This is a genomic window from Parafrankia discariae (assembly GCF_000373365.1).
Classification (GTDB): domain Bacteria; phylum Actinomycetota; class Actinomycetes; order Frankiales; family Frankiaceae; genus Parafrankia; species Parafrankia discariae.
On sequence record NZ_KB891209.1, the window covers coordinates 21880 to 42777 of the forward strand.

Here is a 20898-nt window from a genome sequence, read left to right on the forward strand (position 1 = left end):
CTCCGCTGGGAGGGAGTCCCGCCGGTGCGAGCGGATGTGTCAGGTTCTGATCGGCACTGCACGTGCGGTCTATCGATCTCCGGAAAAACGGGTGTCCGGACGAGCGTGTGTGGGCACTCGGGGAATGTGCGGGCGGGCAGGCGTCACGCCCGGGCGTGACGCCCGGAGCCCGGCGGACCGGGCGGCGGCGCCTTCGGTCGCCTGTGTCAGGCGCGCCCGGGCGTTCGCACGAGTTCTCAGGTGCTTGTCAGGCCCTCGCGTGCTCCCGTGCCGGCCGCAGCTCGATCGTGGAGTCGGCGCCCGGGAAGAACAGGCCCTCGTGGCCGTCATCCCAGCGGACCACGTACGGAGGGCTACCGGCGACCCCGCGGACGTCGACGATCACCCCATGGCGCTCCGGGCACCCGACAGTCCGGCCGTGGACGACGAAGCGGTCCCCGACGGATGCGTACATGATGTTGTCTCCCTTCGACCAGCGGTGCGCGACGCCGCCCGACCGGGGTGGCCCGCATCGCTGCGCGCCTGCCACGGCTGGTCGGCGGTCTCCTCCGACGAGGCCGGCCCGGAGCGCGGACGCCCCGGTGCCGCCCCGACGGAGCGGTAGTTCCGGAGTAACACGGTTCGCGGCTACCGGCAGCTTGGCGGGAGCGGAACGCCGCGAAGGTCCGCTTCATTCAATTTTGCGCGGGGCGGCGGGACGTCGGATCGGGGCGCGGCGGTCACGACCGCCTCGACCGTGAGCTGATTGTGTGATTTCGGCTATAGTCGTCGGCTCCGACGTCCTGGTGTGTGTCATGTCTCGCCCTAACGTGCACGGTGGGTCGAGTACGGACACTTCGCCCACGGATGACTGAATTCGCATGTCGTCGGCATGTCCGTGCCCAAGGCGGGCACAAGTATGGCTGACAGGTGTCGGGAATCTGACACGACAGTGGGAGAAAGTGTCCGATGTGGTGGAAATAGCCGAGGGCTGTTCGCCGTTGGTTTATCTCACTGTCACCCGTCGTGGCGACCGGCGCGTCGTATGAGTGCTGGTCTGATGGCGGAGCGCAACGAGCGTGGCGACTGAGAGTCAGTACGTGGCCGTCTCCGGGGGATGAGTGCGGGGTCACACTTCTCAGGAGCTTGCTCTACTTACCGATCGGCCGGTAGGAACGTGAGGTTAACGGGGCATGTCGGCGGGAGGGCGTGAGATGCACCGGGAAGCCTCATGGTGAGCATTCCGTTTCCTTCGCACGGGCGGGCCGGGTCCGCGACCGGGTCTGTCCCGGTCCACTCGGGAAGCTCCGGGTGGCGGGCGACCCGCGCCGGCCGCGCGGCCGGCGCGACGATCTTCTTCGTCGGCCAGGTGCTGCTGCTCGGCGCGCTCTATCTGATCTATCGCACCGGGCGGCAGTTGGCCGTCGGCCGGGAGCCCGAAGCGCTGGCCAACGCGCGGGACGTCTGGAGCCTGGAACGCCTGCTCGACCTGCCCAACGAGTCCGCGGTCCAGCAGCTCGCGCTGCACTCCACCGAGCTGCTGGAGCTGGCGAACCGGTTCTACATCGGGGTCCACTTCCCGGCGTCGATCACATTCCTGCTGTGGGTGATGATCCGGCACCGGGACTACTGGCCCCGAGTCCGCACGGTGATCCTCGCGTCCACCGGCGCCGCGCTCATGATCCACATCCTGTACCCGCTGGCGCCGCCCCGGTTTCTGCCGCAGGAGCTGCCCCACGTCACCCTGATCGACACCGGCGCGGTCTTCGGCCCCTCCCCGTACACCGCCGGCGACACCGTGGCCAACCAGTACGCGGCCATGCCGAGCCTGCACGTCGGCTGGTCGATCCTGGTCGCCTGGGGGGTGGTGACCATCCTGCGGTCGCGGGCCCGGTGGCTCGTCATCGCCCATCCGGTGATCACCACCGTCGTCGTCGTGATCACCGCGAACCACTACTGGCTGGACGGAATGATCGGCGGTGGCCTGGTGGCCACGGCGGTTCAGCTCACCCGGCCCGAGGTGCACGCCCGGATGCGGCTGTGGACCATCACCGCCGGCCAGTGGGTGTGGGGACGGGCCGGTGAGGCGACCGTGCCGCTCGGCGGATCACATCCCGGAGCCCGCGGTGGCGCGGGTGCCGGCGTAGCCCTGGACGCGGGGGTCGGCATAGGCGCGGACGCGGGTGTCGGGAAGACGACTGGTGCGGATCCGCGGCCCGGACCGGACCACAGGAAGGGTACGGACCACCCGGTGGGCGTGCCCTCCTCCGTGGCCCTCGCAGCGGTGCTTCCGGCCGCGCGCGGCCGACCTCCCGTCGCAGACCTGCCCGTACAGCGCCCGCTTCCCCGGGGCGGCGCCGAGCCGGAGGACCGCCCGCCCTCGGCGGCGCGGGCCGATGTCGCCGGGGCGGAACCGGCCGGCGGCGAGAGCGGCTGACCGCCGTGGATCGTCCTCGGCCACTGCCGCCCAGACCCCGGTCGGAGCGGCGTTCCCGGCACTAGGCTCGGCGGATGGCGGTGGATGATCTCGCGGGGTCACGCCCGGTGCGCGACGAGGACGCGTTCGACGTACCCGCGGTGGACGGCTGGCTTCGGCGCCGGCTGGAGGAGCGGGCCGCCGTCGGTACGGCCGAGCTGGGGGTCGCGACCGGCGCGGGGGTGCTGACCGAGCGCCCGCCGGTCGCCCGTTCCGTCCCGCCACCGGGCCGCCCGGTGGTCCGGCAGTTCTCCGGCGGCGCGTCCAACCTCACCTACCTGCTGCGCTACCAGGACCGCGACCTCGTCCTGCGGCGGCCACCGCACGGGCGGAAGGCGTCCGGCGCACACGACATGGCGCGGGAGTACCGGGTGCAGGCCCGGCTGCGTCCGGCCTTCCGGTACGTCCCGCGGATGGTCGCGTTCTGTGACGACCCCACGGTGATCGGCTCGGAGTTCTACGTCATGGAGCGGGTCTCCGGCGTCATCCCGCGCTCGGAGTTCCCGCGCTCCCTCACCTTCGACCCGGAGCGGACCCGCCGCCTCGCCTTCCACGTCGTGGATCTCCTGGTCGCCCTGCACGACATCGACCCGGTCGCCTACGGGCTGTCCGACCTGGGGCGCGGCGCCGGGTATGTCGATCGGCAGCTCACCGGCTGGGCCCGGCGCTACCGGGAGGCCCGCACGCCGAACGTGCCTTCCTTCGACGTCGTCGTGCGCTGGCTCGCCGAGTATGCCCCCGAGGACGTCGCCACCTGCGTCATCCACAACGACTTCCGGATCGACAATGTGGTCTTCGACGTGTCCCGTATCGACGAGGACGGCCTCCCCAGGATCAGCGGTGTCCTCGACTGGGAGATGGCCACCCTCGGTGATCCACTCATGGACCTCGGGGGCGCCCTCGCGTACTGGGTGCAGGCGGACGACGACGACCTCTTCCGGCTCACCCGGCGCCAGCCGACCCACAGCCCCGGCATGCCCACCCGGGCGGAGGTCGTCGAGTACTACGCGGCACGGCGCGGGCTGGACGTCGGCAGATGGCCCTTCTACCAGGTGTTCGGGCTGTTCCGGCTGGCCGTCATCGCCCAGCAGATCTACTTCCGGTACCACCACGGCCAGACGACCAACCCGGCGTTCCGCGAGTACTGGCGGGTCGTCGCCCATCTCGAGAAGCGGTGCCTGCGCGTGATGGCCGCGGCCGGCCTCTGACGCCGCCCCCGAGCGCGTCCGGCCGCTTCGGCTGGTGGGAACTGTCTGTTGTCCTCTGCCGTCACGCCGGTCCACGGCGGGTGGAACGTGGTTACCGTTGGTCATCACTTTTCGTGTCGCGAGGCTGGTCGGAGTGTGACCACTGTGACTTCAACGGCGACGGCTCCAACGGCGACGGCTCCAACGGCGACGGTTTCAACGGCGACGTCGGTGTTACGCCGGGTCGCGGCGGCGAGCCTGTCGCTGCTCGCGCCGGTACTCGCCCTGGACGACGACGAGACCTGGCGGTCGCCGTGGCAGCGCCGCTGCCACGGCCGCATCGACGAGTGGGCGTCCGCGCTCGCGGCCGGGGCCCGCGCGGCGCGGGATCAGGCGGCGCGGCTGGATCTTCTCGCGGCTCAGGGCGCCCGGGGGGCCGTGGTACCCGGGCCGGCAGCGCCGAGCGGGCCACGTCCGTCCGCCCCGCCCGTCCCGGCTGGCTGGGGTCGGCCTCCGGCCGGCCCGGGTTCGACCGTGGTCGGCGTGGCCTTCTCTCCGGAGCGGCTCGCGGAGCTGGCCCGCCGGCTCCGCCGCGCCGCGGACGACGCGGCCCGGCTCGCGGCCGAGGTGCGGCGCATCGTGCCCGCCCTGCCCGGTGACACGGGCGGCGCCCTGGTGGTGGCCGGGCCATGCCAGGGCCTCGACCAGGTGGCGGCCGAGGCACCCGACCTGGCCGACGCCATCGCCGGCCGACTGACCTACGCCGCGTCCGGCGGTTCCGCAGGGTTCGCCGGGTCCGGCGGGTCTGTCATGACCGCCGCGTCCGGTGGGAGGGGCGCGGACGTGGCTCCTACCGTGACCGGGCTGGCCGCGTCCATCGGTGCGGACCCGTTCCGGCTCGACCTGCGTGAGCTGAGCGAGCTGGCGACCCGGCTGGGTCAGCTCGGCCCGGCCGAGCTGCGGGCGGTCGTCGGTGGGCTGCGGGGGCGCCCGCTGGAGGTGCTCGCCGCCGCGGTGCGCATCGCGCCCACCCGGGCGGAGCTGCGCACGCTGGGGCTTCTGCCGGCCGTCCTCGCCGTTGGCGACCTGCTCCTGCGTGGGGCGCCGGCGTCGATGGTGGCCGAGATCGCGCGGCTGTTCCCCGGCCTCGAACCGCCCGTCGGCGGGCGGTACGGGCCGTGGGAATACACCGTGGGGCATCCGCCGTCCACCGGTGACCTGACGATGCACGACCGCGGTCGTGATCCGCTCTGGGCGAGCGGTGTCACCCCGTCGGACGTCGGTCAGGGTGCGGTGGGGGACTGCTACCTCCTGGCCGCGCTCATCGGCATCGCGCGGGCCGATCCGGGCCTGCTGCGCCGCAACCTGCGGGAGAACCCGAACGGGACGGTCAGCGTCACCGTCCACCTCCCGAGCGGAGCGGTCCCGGTCACCGTCACCCGAAGCCTGCCGGTACGGGCGGGGGCCGGGCAGGAGATCGCGGCGGACGGGGACAACCCCGCGGGCGAGCCGGAGCTCTGGGCCGCTCTCTACGAGAAGGCCTACGCGCGGATGGCCGGCAGCTATGCGCGTCTTGAGGGCGGCGACCCCGCCACCGCGATGGAGTACCTGACCGGCACCACCGCGGTCCGCCGCTCGCCGTCCGCTGTGACCGTGGGCGAACTCGCCGCCAGGCTGGCGGCAGGTGGGGTGGTGACCGTGGTGACACGCTCGGATCTTCCGCCGGACTCTGGGCTGGTGCCCAACCACGCCTACGCGGTGTTGGGGGCGGACGCGCGGACGGGCCGGGTCCTGCTCTGCAACCCGTGGGATCAGACCGGCACCGACGACCGGCTGGACTGGCATGACTGGGACGGCCTGGAGCCGGCGCTGGGGGGCGTCCAGTGGGCTTCGACCCGCCGCGGTCCGCCGGCTCGTTGAGCCGCCCGTGCCGGTCGGCGGACTTCAGGCGTCAGGTATCAGGGGTCAGTCAGGCATCGGCCAGGCGTCAGGCCCGGATGATCGCGACGGGGGCCGCGGAGTGCAGCATCGTCTGATGGCTGACCGAGCCCAGGAGGAGCTCGGCGAACCCGCCCTTGCCCCGAGCCCCGACAACCAGCAGGTCGGCGTCGCGGCTTGCCTCCAGGAGAGCCCGGGTGGCCGAAGCGGGCACCAGCTGACGGCAGACCTCGATCTTCCCGGAGCCGGGTGCCGGAGCGTCGAACCGGAGCACGGCGGCTCCGGAACCGGCCGGTCCGGCGGGCCTTCCGGGCTCGCCTGGCTTTCCGGGCTCGCCTGACTCACCGGGCTTTCCGGCCTCGCCGGGCCCGTCGCCGGTGAACGGGCCGAGGACCTGTTCGACGGACTCGTCCAGCACGGCCTGCGCCTGGCCTTCGATCGCCCGCACGATCTCCCCGGACGTCTCGGCGAACGGCAGGGAGACCGCGGCGAGCCACCCGTGGACGACATGCAGCGGTGCCCCGCGCAGCGCCGCGGCGACCGCGGCCCACAGCAGGGCGGCCAGCGAGTTGGGTGAGCCGTCGACCCCGACGACCACCGGCCGTCGGTGCGGCGAGCCCGGTCCCGGCGCGCTCGCCGCGCTCAGCCGATCGCCGGCGGCTGACCCGGCCCCGGCGAGGCCGTCGGTACCGGGATCCTCGGCATCCCCCGAACGGGGGGGTCGCGTGACGACTACCGGAACGGGGGAATGGACGGCCACGGACGTACTGACCGATCCGAGCCGCAACCGGTGCAGGAGCCCGCGCCCGCGCGCCCCCACGACGATCATCGCCGCGTCCCGACCAGCCGTGAGCAGGGCCTCGGCGCCGGGGGCGTCCACCACCTCCTCAAGGACCTCGAGTCCGGCGGGGATGGGCGCGGCACCGATCGTCTCGTGCAGAACATGGCTGGCGGCGAAGGCCAGGGTGGCCTCGTCGTGCGGCCCCGCCACCGCGTCGGCGGATCTGCGTACGGCGGTGGGCTGCTCACCGGCGCAGGATCCGAGGACGGCGCGCACCCGCAGGCCGCGTCGGCCGGCTTCGGTGACCGCCCAGGCCAACGCCACGGCGGCGCCGGGGGATCCGTCGATCCCGACCACGATGTCGGTGGCCGTACCGTGCGTGGGCTCACGGTGCCGCTCGGTCGCCGGACGGGCGGTTCGTTCCGAGGTCCGTGCCGCCTCGATGCCGGTAAGGGCGCCGTCGGTCATCGTGGTCCTCCTGCTCGGCGCGAGCTGTCCGTCCCGCCACGTGCCCTCGTGTCACGGCGTCGGCGTCGGCGTCGGCGTGGATGGCGCGGCGACGGCGACGGGACGTGCCGTCGGAGCGGACCTACCCGGCCAGCGGAGCGGGAACCTGAGCTGTCTGGCGAGCAGATCGTTGTCGTCCGATGGGGACGGAGGGCGGCTGGGAGCCCGCCGGAACATCAAGTAGTTGTCGTTTTCGTGGGTTGATTTCAACTCTGATGTGTGCCGGGGATTGCGGATAAAGATCCTCGACGTTGTGTTTCGCGAGAGGATTTTGACCTCGGCGTAGCGGAGAAAATTCGATCGAATCATGCGCCGTGGCCGGAGCGTGGCCTCCCTGTGCGCAGTCTGGCGCGGAGTCGGCGGGCCCAACCGGGTGGTGCCGATCATTCCGGACTGTCACGCATGATTCCGTCGCCAGTCGGTGTGTGCTCTTTGTATGCTCTGCGTCCGCGCATCGAGGTCGTCGCCAGCAGCGGGAGCGTCCGGTGACCTCGCGGCTACGCGACGCCGGTGAGGGAGCTGTGTTCTGGACGTGGGTGGGCGGTGGTCGGCCCTGGCGCGTCGCCGCGGGGGGCGGAGTAACGTACGTGAGCGGACGAAGGCCCGCGTATCGTTGTCTCCCCGTCAGGGCTCCGGGTGCTGCCGGAGCGGCCTGGCTCAGATGACGGCCCAGATGACAAAGGTGCATTCGACAACCTGCGCGCTCCGGGGGTGAGTGCCGTGCCACCGGGAGCGCGCACGCTCAGTCCCTGGCTAAACGCCAGTTAAAGCGATCGGACAACTACGAGACCGCACAACAACGCGATCTCAGCATCACCGGACGGCCTCCACGACTGATACCAAAGACCATCGAACGCGCCAGTCGGCGGCCGCGTACCCGTGACCGGTAGGTCGCGGGCGGCGCGGCCGCGGGGGCGGCGGCCTCCGGCACCGGAGGCGCCTGCCATCGGAGGGAAGGAGGAGCGTGGCTTCCGACACCATGACCCAGTTGGTCATTCCTGGCGCCCTAGTGATGGTCAGTACTCCCGACCGAGGTGTCCCGGTCGCGAGCACGGCGGACTGGCACGACGCTCTCCTGAACGCCAAGTCGGGTGTCACGCCCGCGATGAAGCTCGTCGCCTTCACGGTCTGCACACACAGCGCTCCGGCGGGCCGGCCGGCGCCGAGCGGTGCCTACATCACCTCGCCCGGTCTGTCGCTGCTCTGCGAGCAGACGAACTTCAGCCGTACCCACGTGCAGCGCCAGCTCTCGCTGCTGCGGGCGAACGGCTGGCTGGTGACGATCATCCGGCCGGCGGCCGGCCGGCCGGCGCGGTACCTGCTGAGCGTGCCCGTCGCGGTCGCGCGGGCGGGCGGCTACCGGCTCGCCGGCGAGGACGTCGCGCGGCGCGACCCGGAGCGGGCCGGGCAGCGTGACCCGGAACCGGCCGGCGTGGCCGCCGCTCCCGGCCGCCGCACCTCCGGCCTCACCGCCGTGACGTCGTCCGATGACATGCTCACGACCCCATCGGCACCGGGCGGGCCGGCGGAGCCCGGTCGAAGCCCCGGGTGTCTCGCCTCCGGCGCCCTGGAGCGGCCGGCGCTCGTCCGCCGCCGCAAGCGCGCGACGTACAGCGCGGGCGGTCGCGGGGTCGTCCGGGTGCGGCGCAAGCCGCGCACGCTCCCCCCCTCGGTGGTCACGGACGTGATCGCGGCCGCGTCCTCGGTGGCGCCCGTGTCCGTGGGGGAGACAGCACCCGCGACCGGCCCGGAGCGGGTTGACGAGGCACATCCGATCGCCGTCGGCGAGACGAGCTACGTACCGTTCGGCGCGGGAGGACCGGTAGGCCCCGACGGCGCCGCCGGGCCCGCGGGTGGCCAGGTCCGCGCGGTGTCCGACATCTCGACCGGGGTCTTCGGCACGGCCCGGTCTCCGTCGGTGCAGGCAGCCTCGTCAGCGGCGCCTTCCGTAGCGGCGCCTTCCGTAGCGGCGCCTTCCGCGTCGGGGCCTTCCGCGTCGGCGATGCCGTCGTCGGCGGCTCCGGTGCCGGTGACATCGGGTCGCTCGCTCCCCCCACGTCCGATCGTCCCCGTGAGCGAGCTGGTCGCCAGTGCGGCCCGGGCGTCGGAGGCCTCGGCCCGTGAGGCCGGTGGCGCACCGCCGACCCTGGAACACCAGGTCGAGGCGGCGACGCCCTCCCCGGCGCGGCATACCGACGAGAGCGGGCCGTCAGCTCCCGCGGGCCCGCAGATGCCGCCGGAAGTCCAGGAACTGCCGGAAGTTCGGGAAGTGCCGGAAGTCCAGCCGTCCCCGAGTACCGCGCCACCGCCGGCGAGCGCCGCGTCGCCGATCGCACCCGAGCCGCCGACAACGGTGCCCGGGCCTGTCCCGCCCGTGGCTCCGCCGGTGGTGCCCGCGCCGGCCACGCCTTCCTCGCCGGCGTCGCCCAGGTATGAACCCGCGCTGACCGGCGAGGCGCCGTCGTCCGAATCGCGGGCGCCGGCACCGGAGCCCGAACCGGAGCCCGAGACGGAGCTGGAGCTGGAGTCGACCGAACCACCTGTCGTGGACGAGATCCGGCTGGCGACCCGTCAGGTGATCGACATCCTCTCGAAGATGCTGCGCTGCCCGGTCGAGGACTTCGCGGAGCTGGACAAACGGGTCTACGAGGTTCTCTCCGAAGGCGACTGGGCCCCGGTGGAGCTGGCCACCCACCTGGTCAACTTCGTCGCCAACGGTGTCTGGGTGAACGGCGACGACGTCGCCGACAACATCCGGTGGCGGATGGACCGGCTGCCGCTCGGCGTGACCGAGTGCGGCTGCAAGTCCTGCCTGGGTTGGCGGGCGGCCCCGGAGCGTCCGCCGCGGCCGGCACCGCCCTCGGCGCCCAGGTCGTCCGGGTTGTCCGGGCCGTCCACGGCGGGGGCGTCCGCGAGGACGTCCGCCCCGACGGGGGCCGGGCCGGCATCGGCTGGTCCGGTCGCGCCGGTAACCACCGCCGCCACGACGAAAACGGGCTTTGCGCGCCCCGGGCGTTCCCCCGCCGCCAACCCTCCGGCGCCACCGGCTCGCTCGGCTTCGGCCTCAGGTGTCGCGGCGAAACAGGCCGATTCGGCTGGTCAGAAGAGTTCGGCTGGTCAGGCGAACCAGGCGGGCCCGGTGGAGCAGCCGCCCGCTACGCCGTTGCCCCCGCCGCCGGATCTCGCCGCCATCGCGGCGGCCGCCGCCGCCGGAGCGGAGGAGGCCCGACGCAACGAGGAGGCGAGGCGACTCCTCGTTGTCGGTGGCCTGTTGGGCAGCGACCTGACGGGCGGCATCCCGGAGCCCGGCATCCCGGAGCCCGGTGAGCCGCCGGCCGGTGAGCCGCCGGCCGGGGAATCGGCACCGGGCGACTCGCCGCCCGGTGACCCGGCGCCCGGTGGCGTGGCTGTCGAGGGGGGCTCGCCGGCCCAGATCCCGCCGGGTACCGCGGGCGTGCCGGACATCACCGGCCAGAGACCGGACGTCACGGGCCAGGGATCAGACGTCACCGGCCAGGAACAGGAAAGCGCGAGCCACGAAACGGAGCCGCCGACGGGAGATTGAGCGGGGGCGTGACGATCGTCCGTCACGCTCCGCTCTCGGTGTCCCGGCGCACCCGAATTCCTGGCGGCATGATGGGTCACATGGGCGGCGACGAGACCGAGCGGTCAGGCGCGGGCATCGAGCCTCGGGACGACTGCGACGTCCTGGTGATCGGCAGTGGGTTCGGAGGCAGCGTGACCGCGCTCCGCCTGGCCGAGAAGGGCTACCGCGTCACGGTCGTCGAGGCCGGCCGCCGGTTCACCCCGGAGACGCTGCCGAAGACGAGCTGGGACGTCCGCAGGTACCTGTGGTTGCCCCGTCTCGGCTGCCATGGGATCCAGAAGATCACCCTGCTCGGGCGGGTTCTGGTGCTCTCCGGAACAGCGGTCGGCGGTGGATCGGTCGTCTACGCGAACACGCTGTACCGGCCGCTGGACGCTTTCTACGACGATGCCCAGTGGGCGGACATCGCCGACTGGCGCGCCGAGCTCGGGCCGTTCTACGACCAGGCCGAGCGCATGCTCGGCTCCACCCGGAACCCGTCGATGACCATGGCGGACGAGGTCTTCCGGGACGTCGCGCGGGACATGGGCGTCGGTGACACCTTCCGGCTGACCGACGTGGGCGTGTTCTTCGGCCGCGACGGCCGGCGCGAACCGGGGGTGACGGTTCCCGATCCCTACTTCGGCGGTGCCGGCCCGGCCCGGACGGGCTGCGTCGAGTGCGGCGAGTGCATGACGGGATGCCGGCGCGGCGCGAAGAACACCCTGGACCGCAACTACCTCCACCTGGCCGAGGGGCTGGGCGCCCGCATCGTGGCGGACACGACCGTGCGTTCGGTGCGCCCCGACGGACACGGTGGCTACGAGGTCGAGACGGTGCGCACCGGCAGCCGGCGGCGGGACGCGCGGCGCTGGACGGCCGGCCAGGTCGTGTTCGCCGCGGGTGCCCTGGGAACCCAGGGTCTCCTGCTCGGCATGCGTGAGCGGGGGCACCTGCCCGGCATCTCCGCCCGGGTCGGCCATCTGACCAGGACGAACTCCGAGGCGATCCTGGGCGCGACCCGGCTGCGGCCGGACGGGCGGATCACCCGGGGGGTCGCGATCACGTCGTCCTTCTACCCGAACGATCACACGCACGTCGAACCAGTCCGTTACGGCCGGGGCAGCAACCTCATGGCGTTCCTGTCGAGCGCGATGACCGACGGCGGCGGTTCCCTGCCGCGCTGGGCGAAGCACCTGCTGCTGCTGGTCCGCCGTCCCCACCTGGCTCTGCTGGCCCTGCCGTGGCGGTGGTCGGAGCGAACCATGATCGCTCTCGTCATGCAGTCCCGGGACAACTCGCTCACCGTCACCCGGCGCCGTGGGCCGTTCGGGACGTCCTGGCTGACCAGTCGCGCGGGCCACGGGGAGCCCAATCCGACCTGGATACCAGAGGGCAACCAGGCGGCGCGGCTGGTCGCGGAGCGCCTGGGCGGCCATCCGGGAGGCGCGATCACCGAGCTGGCCGACATCCCGCTGACGGCGCACATCCTCGGCGGGGCGGTCCTGGCCGCTGATCCCAGCCGGGGCGTGATCGACCCTTATCACCGGGTCTTCGGCCATCCGGGCCTGCATGTCGTGGACGGCTCGGCGGTGCCGGCGAACCTCGGGGTGAACCCGTCCCTGACGATCACCGCGATGGCGGAGCGGGCGATGGCCTGCTGGCCGAACCGGGGCGACACCGACCCCCGCCCGCCGTTGGGAACGCCGTACCGGCGGATCGCGCCGGTGGCACCACGGAACCCGGCGGTACCGGCGGAGGCACCAGGGCACTACGAAATAAGTGCCCTGACCAGTACGAATAACGATTCGCGCCGGGATGAGGTCGCTGACGGAGACCAGGAGACTCCCCGCAAGATGTGAATGGGGTCACAATCGCTCGGGATGTGGTCGACGGCGGGCTCGTGGCCGAATTCCGTCGGCGGTCCCGGTTATGTTCCCGGGCATGTCGACTCCACCCGACGCAGGGACAACGCCACCACCGCGGGGCACCGCCCCGGGGCGTTTCGGCCTCGCCCTGCTGGTCATCTGTGGGGCGCAACTGATGATCGTCCTCGACGCGACGATCGTGAACGTCGCGCTGCCGAGCATGCGTGACGATCTCGGGATCAGCGAGGTCAACCTGCCCTGGGTCCTGAACGCCTACACCCTCGCGTTCGGTGGCCTGCTGATGCTCGGCGCCCGGGCGGGCGACATCCTGGGCCGCCGCCGGATGTTCGTGATCGGTGTACTGGTGTTCGCCCTGGCGTCGCTGGTGGGCGGGTTCGCGACGAGCCCGGCCTTCCTCTACGCCGCCCGGGTTGTGCAGGGGGTCGGCGGCGCGATCGCGGCCCCGGCGGCACTGTCGCTGGTGACGACCACCTTCCCGGAGGGTCAGCAGCGCAACCGGGCCTTCGGCATCTACGCCGCGATGTCCGGATCGGGCGCCGCGATCGGCCTGATCCTGGGCGGCATCCTGACCGACCTGCTGTCCTGGCGCTTCGTCCTCTTCGTGAACGCGCCGATCGGCCTGCTCGTGGCCCTGCTGGCGCCGCGGGTCCTGACCGAGGCACCCCGACGCACGGGAACGTTCGACCTCCCCGGCGCGGTCGGGGTCACCGCCGGCGTGACGGTCGGCGTCTACGGCCTGACCCGGACGACCACCCACGGCTGGTCGGATCCGCTGACTCTGCTCTGCCTGATCGGCGGGGTCGCGCTGCTGGGGCTTTTCCTGCTCCGGGAGGCGATGTGCCGCGAGCCGCTGGTTCCGCTGTGGCTGTTCCGCAACCGGGATCGCGGCGGCGCCAACCTGATCATTCTCGCGGTCGCCGCGGCGATGTTCGGCGTCTTCTACTTCCTCACCCTGTTCGTGCAGGGCGTGCTCGACTACAGCCCGCTCCAGACCGGCTTCGCGTTCCTGCCCGTCAGTATCGCGATCATGGTAGCGGCCGGCGTCTCCGGCCAGGTGTTCGGCCGGTTCGGGGCGAAGCCGCTGCTGGTGATCGGCCCGCTGCTGGCGGCGGGGGCGCTCCTCTGGCTCTCGACCCTGTCGGCGGACTCGTCCTACCCCACGTTGCTGCTGCCCACGACGGTGCTGTTCGGCTTCGGGGTGGGCATCTCCTTCGTCCCACTCACCGCCGTCGCGGTCGCCGGCGTCGACGCGGCGGACGCCGGGCTGCCCTCCGGTCTGCTGAACACCACCCAACAGGTCGGTGGTGCCATCGGGCTGGCGGTGCTCGCCACGGTCGCCAGCACCGTGGCGAACAACCACGCGGCGGACGCGGCCAGCGCCGCCGGGGCGACCAGGCTCTCGCCCGCCGAGCTCATCGAGGCCTCGGTGGCCGGCTACGCCGACGCGCTCCTGGTCGGGGCGGGGATGTGCCTGGCAGCGATGCTCGCCGGGCTCTTCATGATCACATCGGCCGCCGGCCGGCTGGAGTCGGCCGGGGCCGCCGAGGGCGCGTCCCAGCCCGTTCCGGGTCACGTCTAGCCGGAACCGCGCGGTTCCCCCAGCCGACGACGCGGCTCCGGGCGGGCGGCGGGGGCGGTGCCCGGCCAGTGGAGGCGCCGGGCACCGCACGGCCGGTCAGGGGCGCCGGCCGGCCTCGGTCATGGTGTCGATGCCGGGCATCTCCTCGAGGCCGGAGGTCACCTCCGGGCCCACGCCGTCGGCGAGGTCGGAGCGCAGCGGGGCGACCGGCTCGGCCGTGATCGTCTCGGTGTCGGCGCTGGCCAGGTAGCGGCGGGCCGCGACGGCAGCCGCCGCGCCGACGCCGATGAGGAACAGCGTCACGAATCCGCGCCGACGGCGCCGGTGCACCCGGGCGAGCTTCACCTCGGCCTTCTCCAGCCGCTTCTCCAGCAGCTCCTGGGCGCGGTCGGCCCGCTGGCGGGCCTTCGACTCGGAGCGGACGGCCTTGCGCGAACGCGACTTCTCCAGCCGGAGCTCGGTCGCCATCCGGGCCCGCTCGGCCGACAGCTCCGCGCTGGACCGGGCCTTCTCGATCCGCCGGGCTGTCCGGCCCGACACCGTCGTGGCCTTGCCGACGGCGAGCCCCGCAGCCTTGCCGGCCGCCTTGCCCGCGGCCGCCCCCCCGGCGCCGGAGACATCGGAGACCCGGTGCGCGAGTGTGCTGCTGGCGTCCCGGGTGGCGTGCGCCGCGGATCCCGCGGTGCTGCCCGCCTTCAACGCGGCCTTCGACGCCGCCGCGCCCGCGCGGTCCGCCACGTTCTTCGCCGCGCTCGGGAGCCCGCTCACCGGCGCGGCGTCCGTCACGTGCGCGAGCCTGTCCTTGAGTGTCGTGCTCATGGCATCCCTTCGCTTACTGCGTCGTGACCTGTCGCGATCCTGGTGGCGGATCGCGCCCGGCGGCCGGCCACGGCTCCACCGGCGGAGTTGATACGCGCCGTCAAGATCTGTGCAGTGTCCCGTACCCCGTTCGGTGGCTCCTAACAACGCGACGGGACGCGGGTCGTGTCACCTACCCTTGCGACACATGCCCTGTGCTGTCCCGGGTACCGGCGGTCACCGGTGGTCCCGTGTGGGCGCGGACCGTGGTGTCGCTCCGGTACGACGTCCGGGCGTCCGGGCACCCGACGGGGCGGTGGGGTGTGCCGGCGCGGTGTCCGGTGTGGCCGGCGGGATGTCCGGGAGCCGGCCGCGGGCGGCGCACCCGGTTTCCGTCGGAGGTGCGGCATACGATCGGGACGAGGACACGCCGTACGTGCCGAAAAGACCGGGCCGGAAAGACCGTGCCGAAAAGACGGAGAGAAGAGAGGCCCCATGGCCGAGGAGCTGTACGCGACGGTGCGCACGACTCAGGGCGACATCGAGATCAGGTTGTTCCCCGATCACGCGCCGAAGACGGTCAAGAACTTCGTCGGGCTCGCGACCGGGTCCCGGGAGTGGACCGACCCCGCGACCGGCGAGAAGAAGACCGGTGTCCCGCTGTACAGCGGGACGATCTTCCACCGGGTGATCCCGAACTTCATGATCCAGGGTGGCGACCCGCTCGGCAGCGGTCGGGGCGGCCCCGGCTACCAGTTCGCCGACGAGTTCCACCCCGACCTGCAGTTCAACCGCCCGTACCTCCTCGCGATGGCGAACGCGGGCCCGGGCACGAACGGCTCGCAGTTCTTCATCACCACGGCTGCCACCGACTGGCTGAACCGCAAGCACACGATCTTCGGTGAGGTCACCCGGGGGACGGACGTCGTCGACAAGATCGGCAAGACGCCGACCGGTGCGCAGGACCGCCCCAAGACCGACGTGGTGGTTCAGGAGATCGTCGTCGAACGCCGCCCGGCCTGAAGCGTCGACCATGAAGGCAGGGGTGGCGCGCGCGACCGACCGGGATGATCACAGCTGCCCGGTGTGGCGGGTCCGGCGGTGACGGACTCGCCGGCAGGTGATCCGACCCGTGCGTCGGACGGCTCCGGTGCGCGCGGCGGCGGCGCTGATGGTGGCGCCGGCCGGGCCGGCGGCGCCGATGGTGCCGGCCGGGCCGAGATCCCGCGTCCCGCGTCCCCCCTGCCGTCGGCCGGCGAGGCGCCGCCCCCCGGTGGGCCGCCGTCGGGTGGTCCAACCCCGGGCGACCCGCCGGCGGGTGGCCTGACGCCCGGTGGTCCGCCGCCGGGCGGTCCACCGCACGGGCAGCAGCTCGGATGGCGGCCGGAGACCGGCCCGTCCACCGGCCAGGCCGGCTGGACCCCGCCGCCGGCGGGAGCGCCGAGTCTGCCCCACTGCTATCGGCATCCCGAGCGGGAGACCTACGTCACCTGCCAGCGGTGCGGGCGTCCCATCTGTCCGGACTGCATGCGTCCGGCGGCTGTGGGCTTCCACTGCCCGGAGGAATCCGGCGCCGGCGGCGGCGGGCGCACCGAGCGGCGCCGCGAGCCGCGGACGGATTTCGGGAGCCGGGCGGGAACCGGCCGGCGCGGGCTGGTCACCCAGATCCTGATCAGTCTGTGCCTGGTGGCGTTCGTCCTGCAGGGCCTGCCCGGGCTGGTGCGGAACTCCGGTTCCCTGAACCAGTTCAGCGCCGACTTCCGCCTGTACGGTGTGGCCCTCGCGTGGGATGACCAGTACTACCGGCTCCTCACCGCCGCCTTCCTACATGTCAACTACCTGCACGTCCTGGTGAACCTGTACGCGTTGTTCGTGCTCGGTTACCAGCTCGAGGCCATTCTCGGGCGGCTTCGCCTGGTGGCCCTGTTCGTCGCCTGCGCCGTCGGCGGGAACACACTGAGCTATCTGGTGAACGGCGCGTCCGTGAACTCGGTCGGGGCGTCCACCGCGATCTTCGGCTTCTTCGGCGCGTACTACGTGATCGCCCGGCGGCTGCGCGCCGACACGACGCAGATCCTCATCCTGATCGGGATCAACTTCGCGCTCACGTTCACCCTGTCCTTCATCGATCGCTGGGGCCACGTCGGAGGACTGGCCACGGGGGTGCTTGTCGGCCTGCTCTACGCCTACGTCCCACCACGTCGAACGGTCGTGCAGGCGGCCGGGGTGGTGGCGCTCGTCGGCCTGCTCCTCGCGGCGGCCGTCATCAAGAGCGCGGACCTGACCACCGCCTTCGCCTAGCGCCCCCGGTTCCGCCCGCCGGAGCCGGGTCGGGGCCTGGTGCGCGGAAGCGAGTTGGGTGAGCCGGGCTATGCGCTGGTGGGGCAACTCGTAACGGCTGGCTGGCCGGGGGTCGGGCTGGCCGGCAGCCGACGCACTGGTTTCAGCCCAGGCGGAGGCGGAGTTCCTCGAGGGCCTCGGCGATCTGTTCCGGGTCGACGCCCAGTGCGCGGCGGCTGAGTAGCACGGGCCCGTCGATGGTTTCGATCTCCAGGGTCCGCAGGTGGACGAGGCGCCGTCCGTGGGTGAGGGTTCCCGATCGCGCGCCGAGCACCGCGGCCCATGGCAGATGGCGCCGCCGCAGGCCCTCCACGTAGTCGATCCCGCCGAGACTGAGCCGCAGGGCCGGTCGGGACACCGCGTCGTTGATCGCGAGCGCCACCAGCCCCAGCCCGACCAGCCCGACCAGCAGCCGTCCCGCGCCGTCGAGGGAGGCGACCCGCCAGGCGAGATCCGCGACGGCGGCGACGGCGATCAGCGCCGCGCCGCCCGCGGCGTAGGCCACGCACCGCCAGATCGGCGGGGACCACGAGAGGTCGACCGGGGGCGTGCTCACCCGCCTCACCCAACCACAGGCGGCGCGGGCGTCCCGGCGCACTGGTTCGCCAGCTGGGCGAGCGTCGTCAGGGCGAGGTCCACGACCTCCAGCCGGTTCAGCCGCGCGGCCTGCCCCCGGATCGCCGCGACCGCGTCCGCGCCGAGCCTGGCCCGCAGCTGCTCCACCAGGGCGTGGACCCGCTCGGCATCCGCTCCGACCACGGCGGGGGAGTCCAGGTCCGCGTCGGCGGCCGTGGAGAGCAGCAGCGCCTCGGCATCCTTCCCCAACTGGGCGAACAGGTCCGCCACGTTGCGCAGTGTGGTCCACTGCTGCGGCCAGCTACCGGTGCGCAGCCACAGCCGGATCACCTCCGGGTAGTGGGCGGTCGCCGTTGCCAGGTCACCTGTCCGCACCGCGGATGAGGCGAGGGTGACCAGCGAGATCCCGACCGCGAAGGGGACACCGCCGGTGCGGGCCGCGGCCAGGGCGCGCTCGGCGTGCCGGCGTGCCGCCACGGGATCGTCGTGGATGTGGATCTCGGCCTGGACGTACTCGACGAACGACCAGATGATCGGCCCGCCCGAGGTGCCGATGAGCTGACGTGCCCGCGTGACCAGCGTTTCCGCCCAGTCGGCATCGCCGCCGTAGGCCGCGGCCAGCGCCGCGACGGCCATCTCGTGGGCGGCCAGTTCGGAGTCGAGGGCGGCCGCCGTGACGAGGTGTTCGATCGACGAGGCGAACTCGCCGGCGAAGAGGTCGGTGACGCCCAGCGCGTAACGGGCGGTCGCCTCACCGGCGTCGTCCACAGCGGTGGCGAGGGCCCGGTCGGCCAGCTCGCGGGCCTTCCCGAGACTGCCGGCCCGCCAGGCGGCGTGGCTGGCCGCGGCGTACAGCAGCGGGGCCTCGGGCAGCCCGGCGAGGCCGGGAGCGTCTGCGGTCTCCAGCGCCCAGGCCCACAGCTCGGCGTTGTTGTGCCAGGCCGCGAACTCCCCGAGATCGATGCTTATCCGGGCCGCCCCGGCAAGGTCGCCCTGTTCCATCATCCGCTCGCGGCAGGCACGCAGCACGGGCAGCGCGGTCAGGATCCGCCGGCCCCAGCGCGGCCCGTCCGGGCCGTGCAGGCCGGCCGCCGCGGACCGGGTGAAGCCGTGGGCCCACGCCGCGATCAGGACCTGGGCGGTCTCGAGCTCCCCGGCGGCCCGCGCGGCCTCCAGGCCGAACGCGCGGATGCTGTCCAGCATGCGGAACGCCGTGCCGTCGTCAGGACGGGCCGGGTCGGCGACCGTCTCCACCATCGACGCGTCGACGAGCGTGCTGAGGGCGGCGATCGGATCCCGGGCCGGCTCGGAACCCTCACCGGACCTGGACCTGGACCTGGAGCCGGACAAGGCGGCGGCGATGAACTCCGCGATCGAGAGGTCGAACAGGCCGGGAACGGCCGCCAGATGGCGGAAGAGGAGCTGCGCCCAGGGGTCGAGCAGCCGGTAGGACCAGGCGATCGTGCCGCGCAGGGTGTGATGCCGGTGGTCGTCGACGGGTGGTCGCCGGACTCGCCCGAGGTCGAGCCCGGCGTCCATGCGCGCGCGCAGGTCCGCCGGGCTCAGCGTCGTCAGTCGGCTCGCGGCGAGCTCGATGGCCAATGGCAGCCCGTCCAGGCGTCGGCAGATCGCCGCCGCGTCCCCGAGGGCCGCCGCGGGCAGGTCCCGGCCGCCCCGAGCCTGGCGCGCCCGGTCGAGGAACAGCCGGACGGCGGCGGCGTCTTCGGGAGCGGCGTCCGCGGCGGGCAGCGGCAGCGGCCCGAGGCGGAACACCCACTCCCCGGACGTCCCCAGCGGAGCGCGGCTGGTGGCGAGCACCGTGAGGTTCGGCACCCAGCGGAGCAGCTCGCCCACCAGGTCGCGGACAGCGTCCAGGAGGTGCTCACAGTTGTCGATCACCAGTATCTGCCGGCGGGTCGCCAGGTAGTCGATGACCGCGCGGACCAGGTCTCCCTGTGTCGTGACCTCGAGGGCCTGAGCCAGCACGAACGGGAGGGTCGCTTCGTCCCGGACCGGCGCCAGCTCGACGAGGGTGGCCCCGTCCGGCCACCGCGGGGTGGCATGGTGCACCACGTCCAGCATCAGCCGGGTCTTTCCCACGCCGCCGGGGCCGACGACGGTGACGCACCGGTCGGGGTGCAGCAGCTCCGCGAGCCGGTCCAGTTCCTCCGCGCGGCCCAGTAGCGGAGTGGGCGAGTGTGGGACGCGCGCCCTGGCCGCCTGGTCCCCACGGCCGTCCGGGCCGTCCGGCTGCCCTGACCACACCGTGCCCGCGGCGACAGCCGTGCCCGTGCCGCCCGGCCTGGCCGTGACCGGCGGCCCGGGCCTGACGGCGCGTGGCGTGGGGGCGGCGAGGTCGCCGCGGGCGACCGCGCGTTCGAGCTCGGCCAGCGCTGACGACGCCTCCAGACCCGTCTGGTCGGCGAGCCGGCGGCGGAAGTCACGGGCCGCGGCGAGGGCCTCGGGCGCCCGGCCGTCCAGGGCCAGCGCGCGGACCAGCAGCAGCAGCGCCGACTCGCGTAACAAGTCGGCGTTCGCGGCCTGCTCGGCGTCGCCGATTACCGCCGCCGCCGGGTCGCAGGCCAGCCGGGCGTCGAGCAGGCCGTCCACGAGGGTCTGCCGTAGCCGGGTGAGCCGGGCGGCCTCGGCACCGAGCGGGCCGACGGCACCGAACTCCGCCAGGGCGTCACCCCGCCACAGGTCGAGGGCCTGCCGTAGCTGGTCGGCCGCGGCGGCGGGATCGGCCGGGCGCAGCGCGCGGGCCTTGGCGGCGAGCGTCTCGGCGCGGGCGGCGTCAAGCGCGCCCGCGCCCAGGACCAGGCGGTATCCGCCTCCGTCCCGGACCAGGCGGCCGGCCCGCGGCCCCAGATGGCCCCGGACTCGGGAGAGATGGCTGTGTAGCGTGCCGTCGGCCGAGGCGGGCGGGTCCGCGCCCCAGACGGCGTCGATCAGCGCGCCGGCTCCGACGACCCGCGTCCGCGACATCGCCAGCATGGCCAGCACCGCCCGCCGCCGCGCACCGGGGACGTCCACCTCGACGCCGTCGACTCGCAGCCGCAGCGGGCCGAGCACGTCGACCTCCACACCCGCGTCCGGGTCGTCCACGCCGTCGCCCCCGAATCCCCTCGTCCTCCACCCACCGGGACGGCTGTGCGTCCGCCGTTCGACGGTGGTGCGCTCGCCGTTGGACGGCCGTGCGTCCGCTGGGAGCACGGCGCATCCCGCGTGCAGGTCCCATTCAAGTCGGTGACCGCAGTCTCGG

13 protein-coding genes are annotated in these 20898 nt (G+C 73.2%); 8 read left to right on the top strand and 5 right to left on the bottom strand.

The features are described 5' to 3' along the window. Positions 1 to 247 precede the first annotated feature (247 nt). Positions 248 to 454, bottom strand: a complete 207-nt coding sequence (locus B056_RS0113335; protein ID WP_018502369.1) for a DUF1918 domain-containing protein — start codon at positions 452 to 454, stop codon at positions 248 to 250. A 756-nt stretch (positions 455 to 1210) separates the two neighbouring features. On the opposite strand from B056_RS0113335, the gene B056_RS0113340 reads away from it, so the two are divergent. The 3 genes from B056_RS0113340 to B056_RS0113350 all read left to right on the top strand — a co-directional run bounded on the left by B056_RS0113340 (position 1211) and on the right by B056_RS0113350 (position 5562). Continuing rightward, the gene (locus tag B056_RS0113340; RefSeq protein ID WP_018502370.1) at positions 1211 to 2416 is read left to right on the top strand and encodes a phosphatase PAP2 family protein; all 1206 of its coding nucleotides are present in this window, start codon (positions 1211 to 1213) and stop codon (positions 2414 to 2416) included. 74 nt (positions 2417 to 2490) lie between these two features. Further along, positions 2491 to 3663, top strand: a complete 1173-nt coding sequence (locus B056_RS0113345; RefSeq protein WP_026239664.1) for a phosphotransferase family protein — start codon at positions 2491 to 2493, stop codon at positions 3661 to 3663. Positions 3664 to 3873: 210 nt separating this feature from the next. Then, entirely contained in the window at positions 3874 to 5562 is a 1689-nt protein-coding gene (locus tag B056_RS0113350) for a C2 family cysteine protease (RefSeq protein WP_018502372.1), read from the top strand. 67 nt (positions 5563 to 5629) lie between these two features. Here B056_RS0113350 and B056_RS0113355 read toward each other — a convergent pair whose 3' ends face one another. Further along, entirely contained in the window at positions 5630 to 6829 is a 1200-nt protein-coding gene (locus tag B056_RS0113355; protein WP_018502373.1) for a universal stress protein, read from the bottom strand. Between the two features lie 1003 nt (positions 6830 to 7832). Between B056_RS0113355 and B056_RS0113360 the strand changes: the two genes are divergently transcribed. From B056_RS0113360 to B056_RS36355, 3 genes are all read left to right on the top strand, one after another. Further along, complete coding sequence (locus tag B056_RS0113360; protein ID WP_195905904.1) at positions 7833 to 10433, top strand: hypothetical protein; 2601 nt, start codon at positions 7833 to 7835, stop codon at positions 10431 to 10433. Between the two features lie 80 nt (positions 10434 to 10513). Then, positions 10514 to 12316 carry an FAD-dependent oxidoreductase gene (locus tag B056_RS36350; protein ID WP_018502375.1) on the top strand — a complete coding sequence of 601 codons (1803 nt, stop codon included), beginning with the start codon at positions 10514 to 10516 and terminating at the stop codon, positions 12314 to 12316. Positions 12317 to 12398: 82 nt separating this feature from the next. Next, positions 12399 to 13922 carry an MFS transporter gene (locus tag B056_RS36355; RefSeq protein WP_051105616.1) on the top strand — a complete coding sequence of 508 codons (1524 nt, stop codon included), beginning with the start codon at positions 12399 to 12401 and terminating at the stop codon, positions 13920 to 13922. Between the two features lie 96 nt (positions 13923 to 14018). Here B056_RS36355 and B056_RS0113375 read toward each other — a convergent pair whose 3' ends face one another. After that, positions 14019 to 14741, bottom strand: coding sequence for a hypothetical protein (locus tag B056_RS0113375; protein ID WP_018502377.1), 723 nt, complete (start codon positions 14739 to 14741; stop codon positions 14019 to 14021). A 474-nt stretch (positions 14742 to 15215) separates the two neighbouring features. Between B056_RS0113375 and B056_RS0113380 the strand changes: the two genes are divergently transcribed. Both B056_RS0113380 and B056_RS45375 read left to right on the top strand, forming a co-directional pair. Further along, positions 15216 to 15743 (top strand): peptidylprolyl isomerase, encoded by a 528-nt coding sequence (locus B056_RS0113380; protein ID WP_018502378.1) that lies wholly within the window; start codon positions 15216 to 15218, stop codon positions 15741 to 15743. A 78-nt stretch (positions 15744 to 15821) separates the two neighbouring features. Further along, positions 15822 to 17021, top strand: a complete 1200-nt coding sequence (locus B056_RS45375; RefSeq protein ID WP_154677007.1) for a rhomboid family intramembrane serine protease — start codon at positions 15822 to 15824, stop codon at positions 17019 to 17021. A 142-nt stretch (positions 17022 to 17163) separates the two neighbouring features. Here B056_RS45375 and B056_RS0113390 read toward each other — a convergent pair whose 3' ends face one another. Together B056_RS0113390 and B056_RS0113395 are read right to left on the bottom strand one after the other, a co-directional pair. Next, positions 17164 to 17616 carry a PH domain-containing protein gene (locus B056_RS0113390; RefSeq protein WP_051105617.1) on the bottom strand — a complete coding sequence of 151 codons (453 nt, stop codon included), beginning with the start codon at positions 17614 to 17616 and terminating at the stop codon, positions 17164 to 17166. A gap of 5 nt (positions 17617 to 17621) precedes the next feature. Continuing rightward, complete coding sequence (locus tag B056_RS0113395) at positions 17622 to 20849, bottom strand: AfsR/SARP family transcriptional regulator (RefSeq protein WP_230202979.1); 3228 nt, start codon at positions 20847 to 20849, stop codon at positions 17622 to 17624. Between the last annotated feature and the right edge of the window lie 49 nt (positions 20850 to 20898).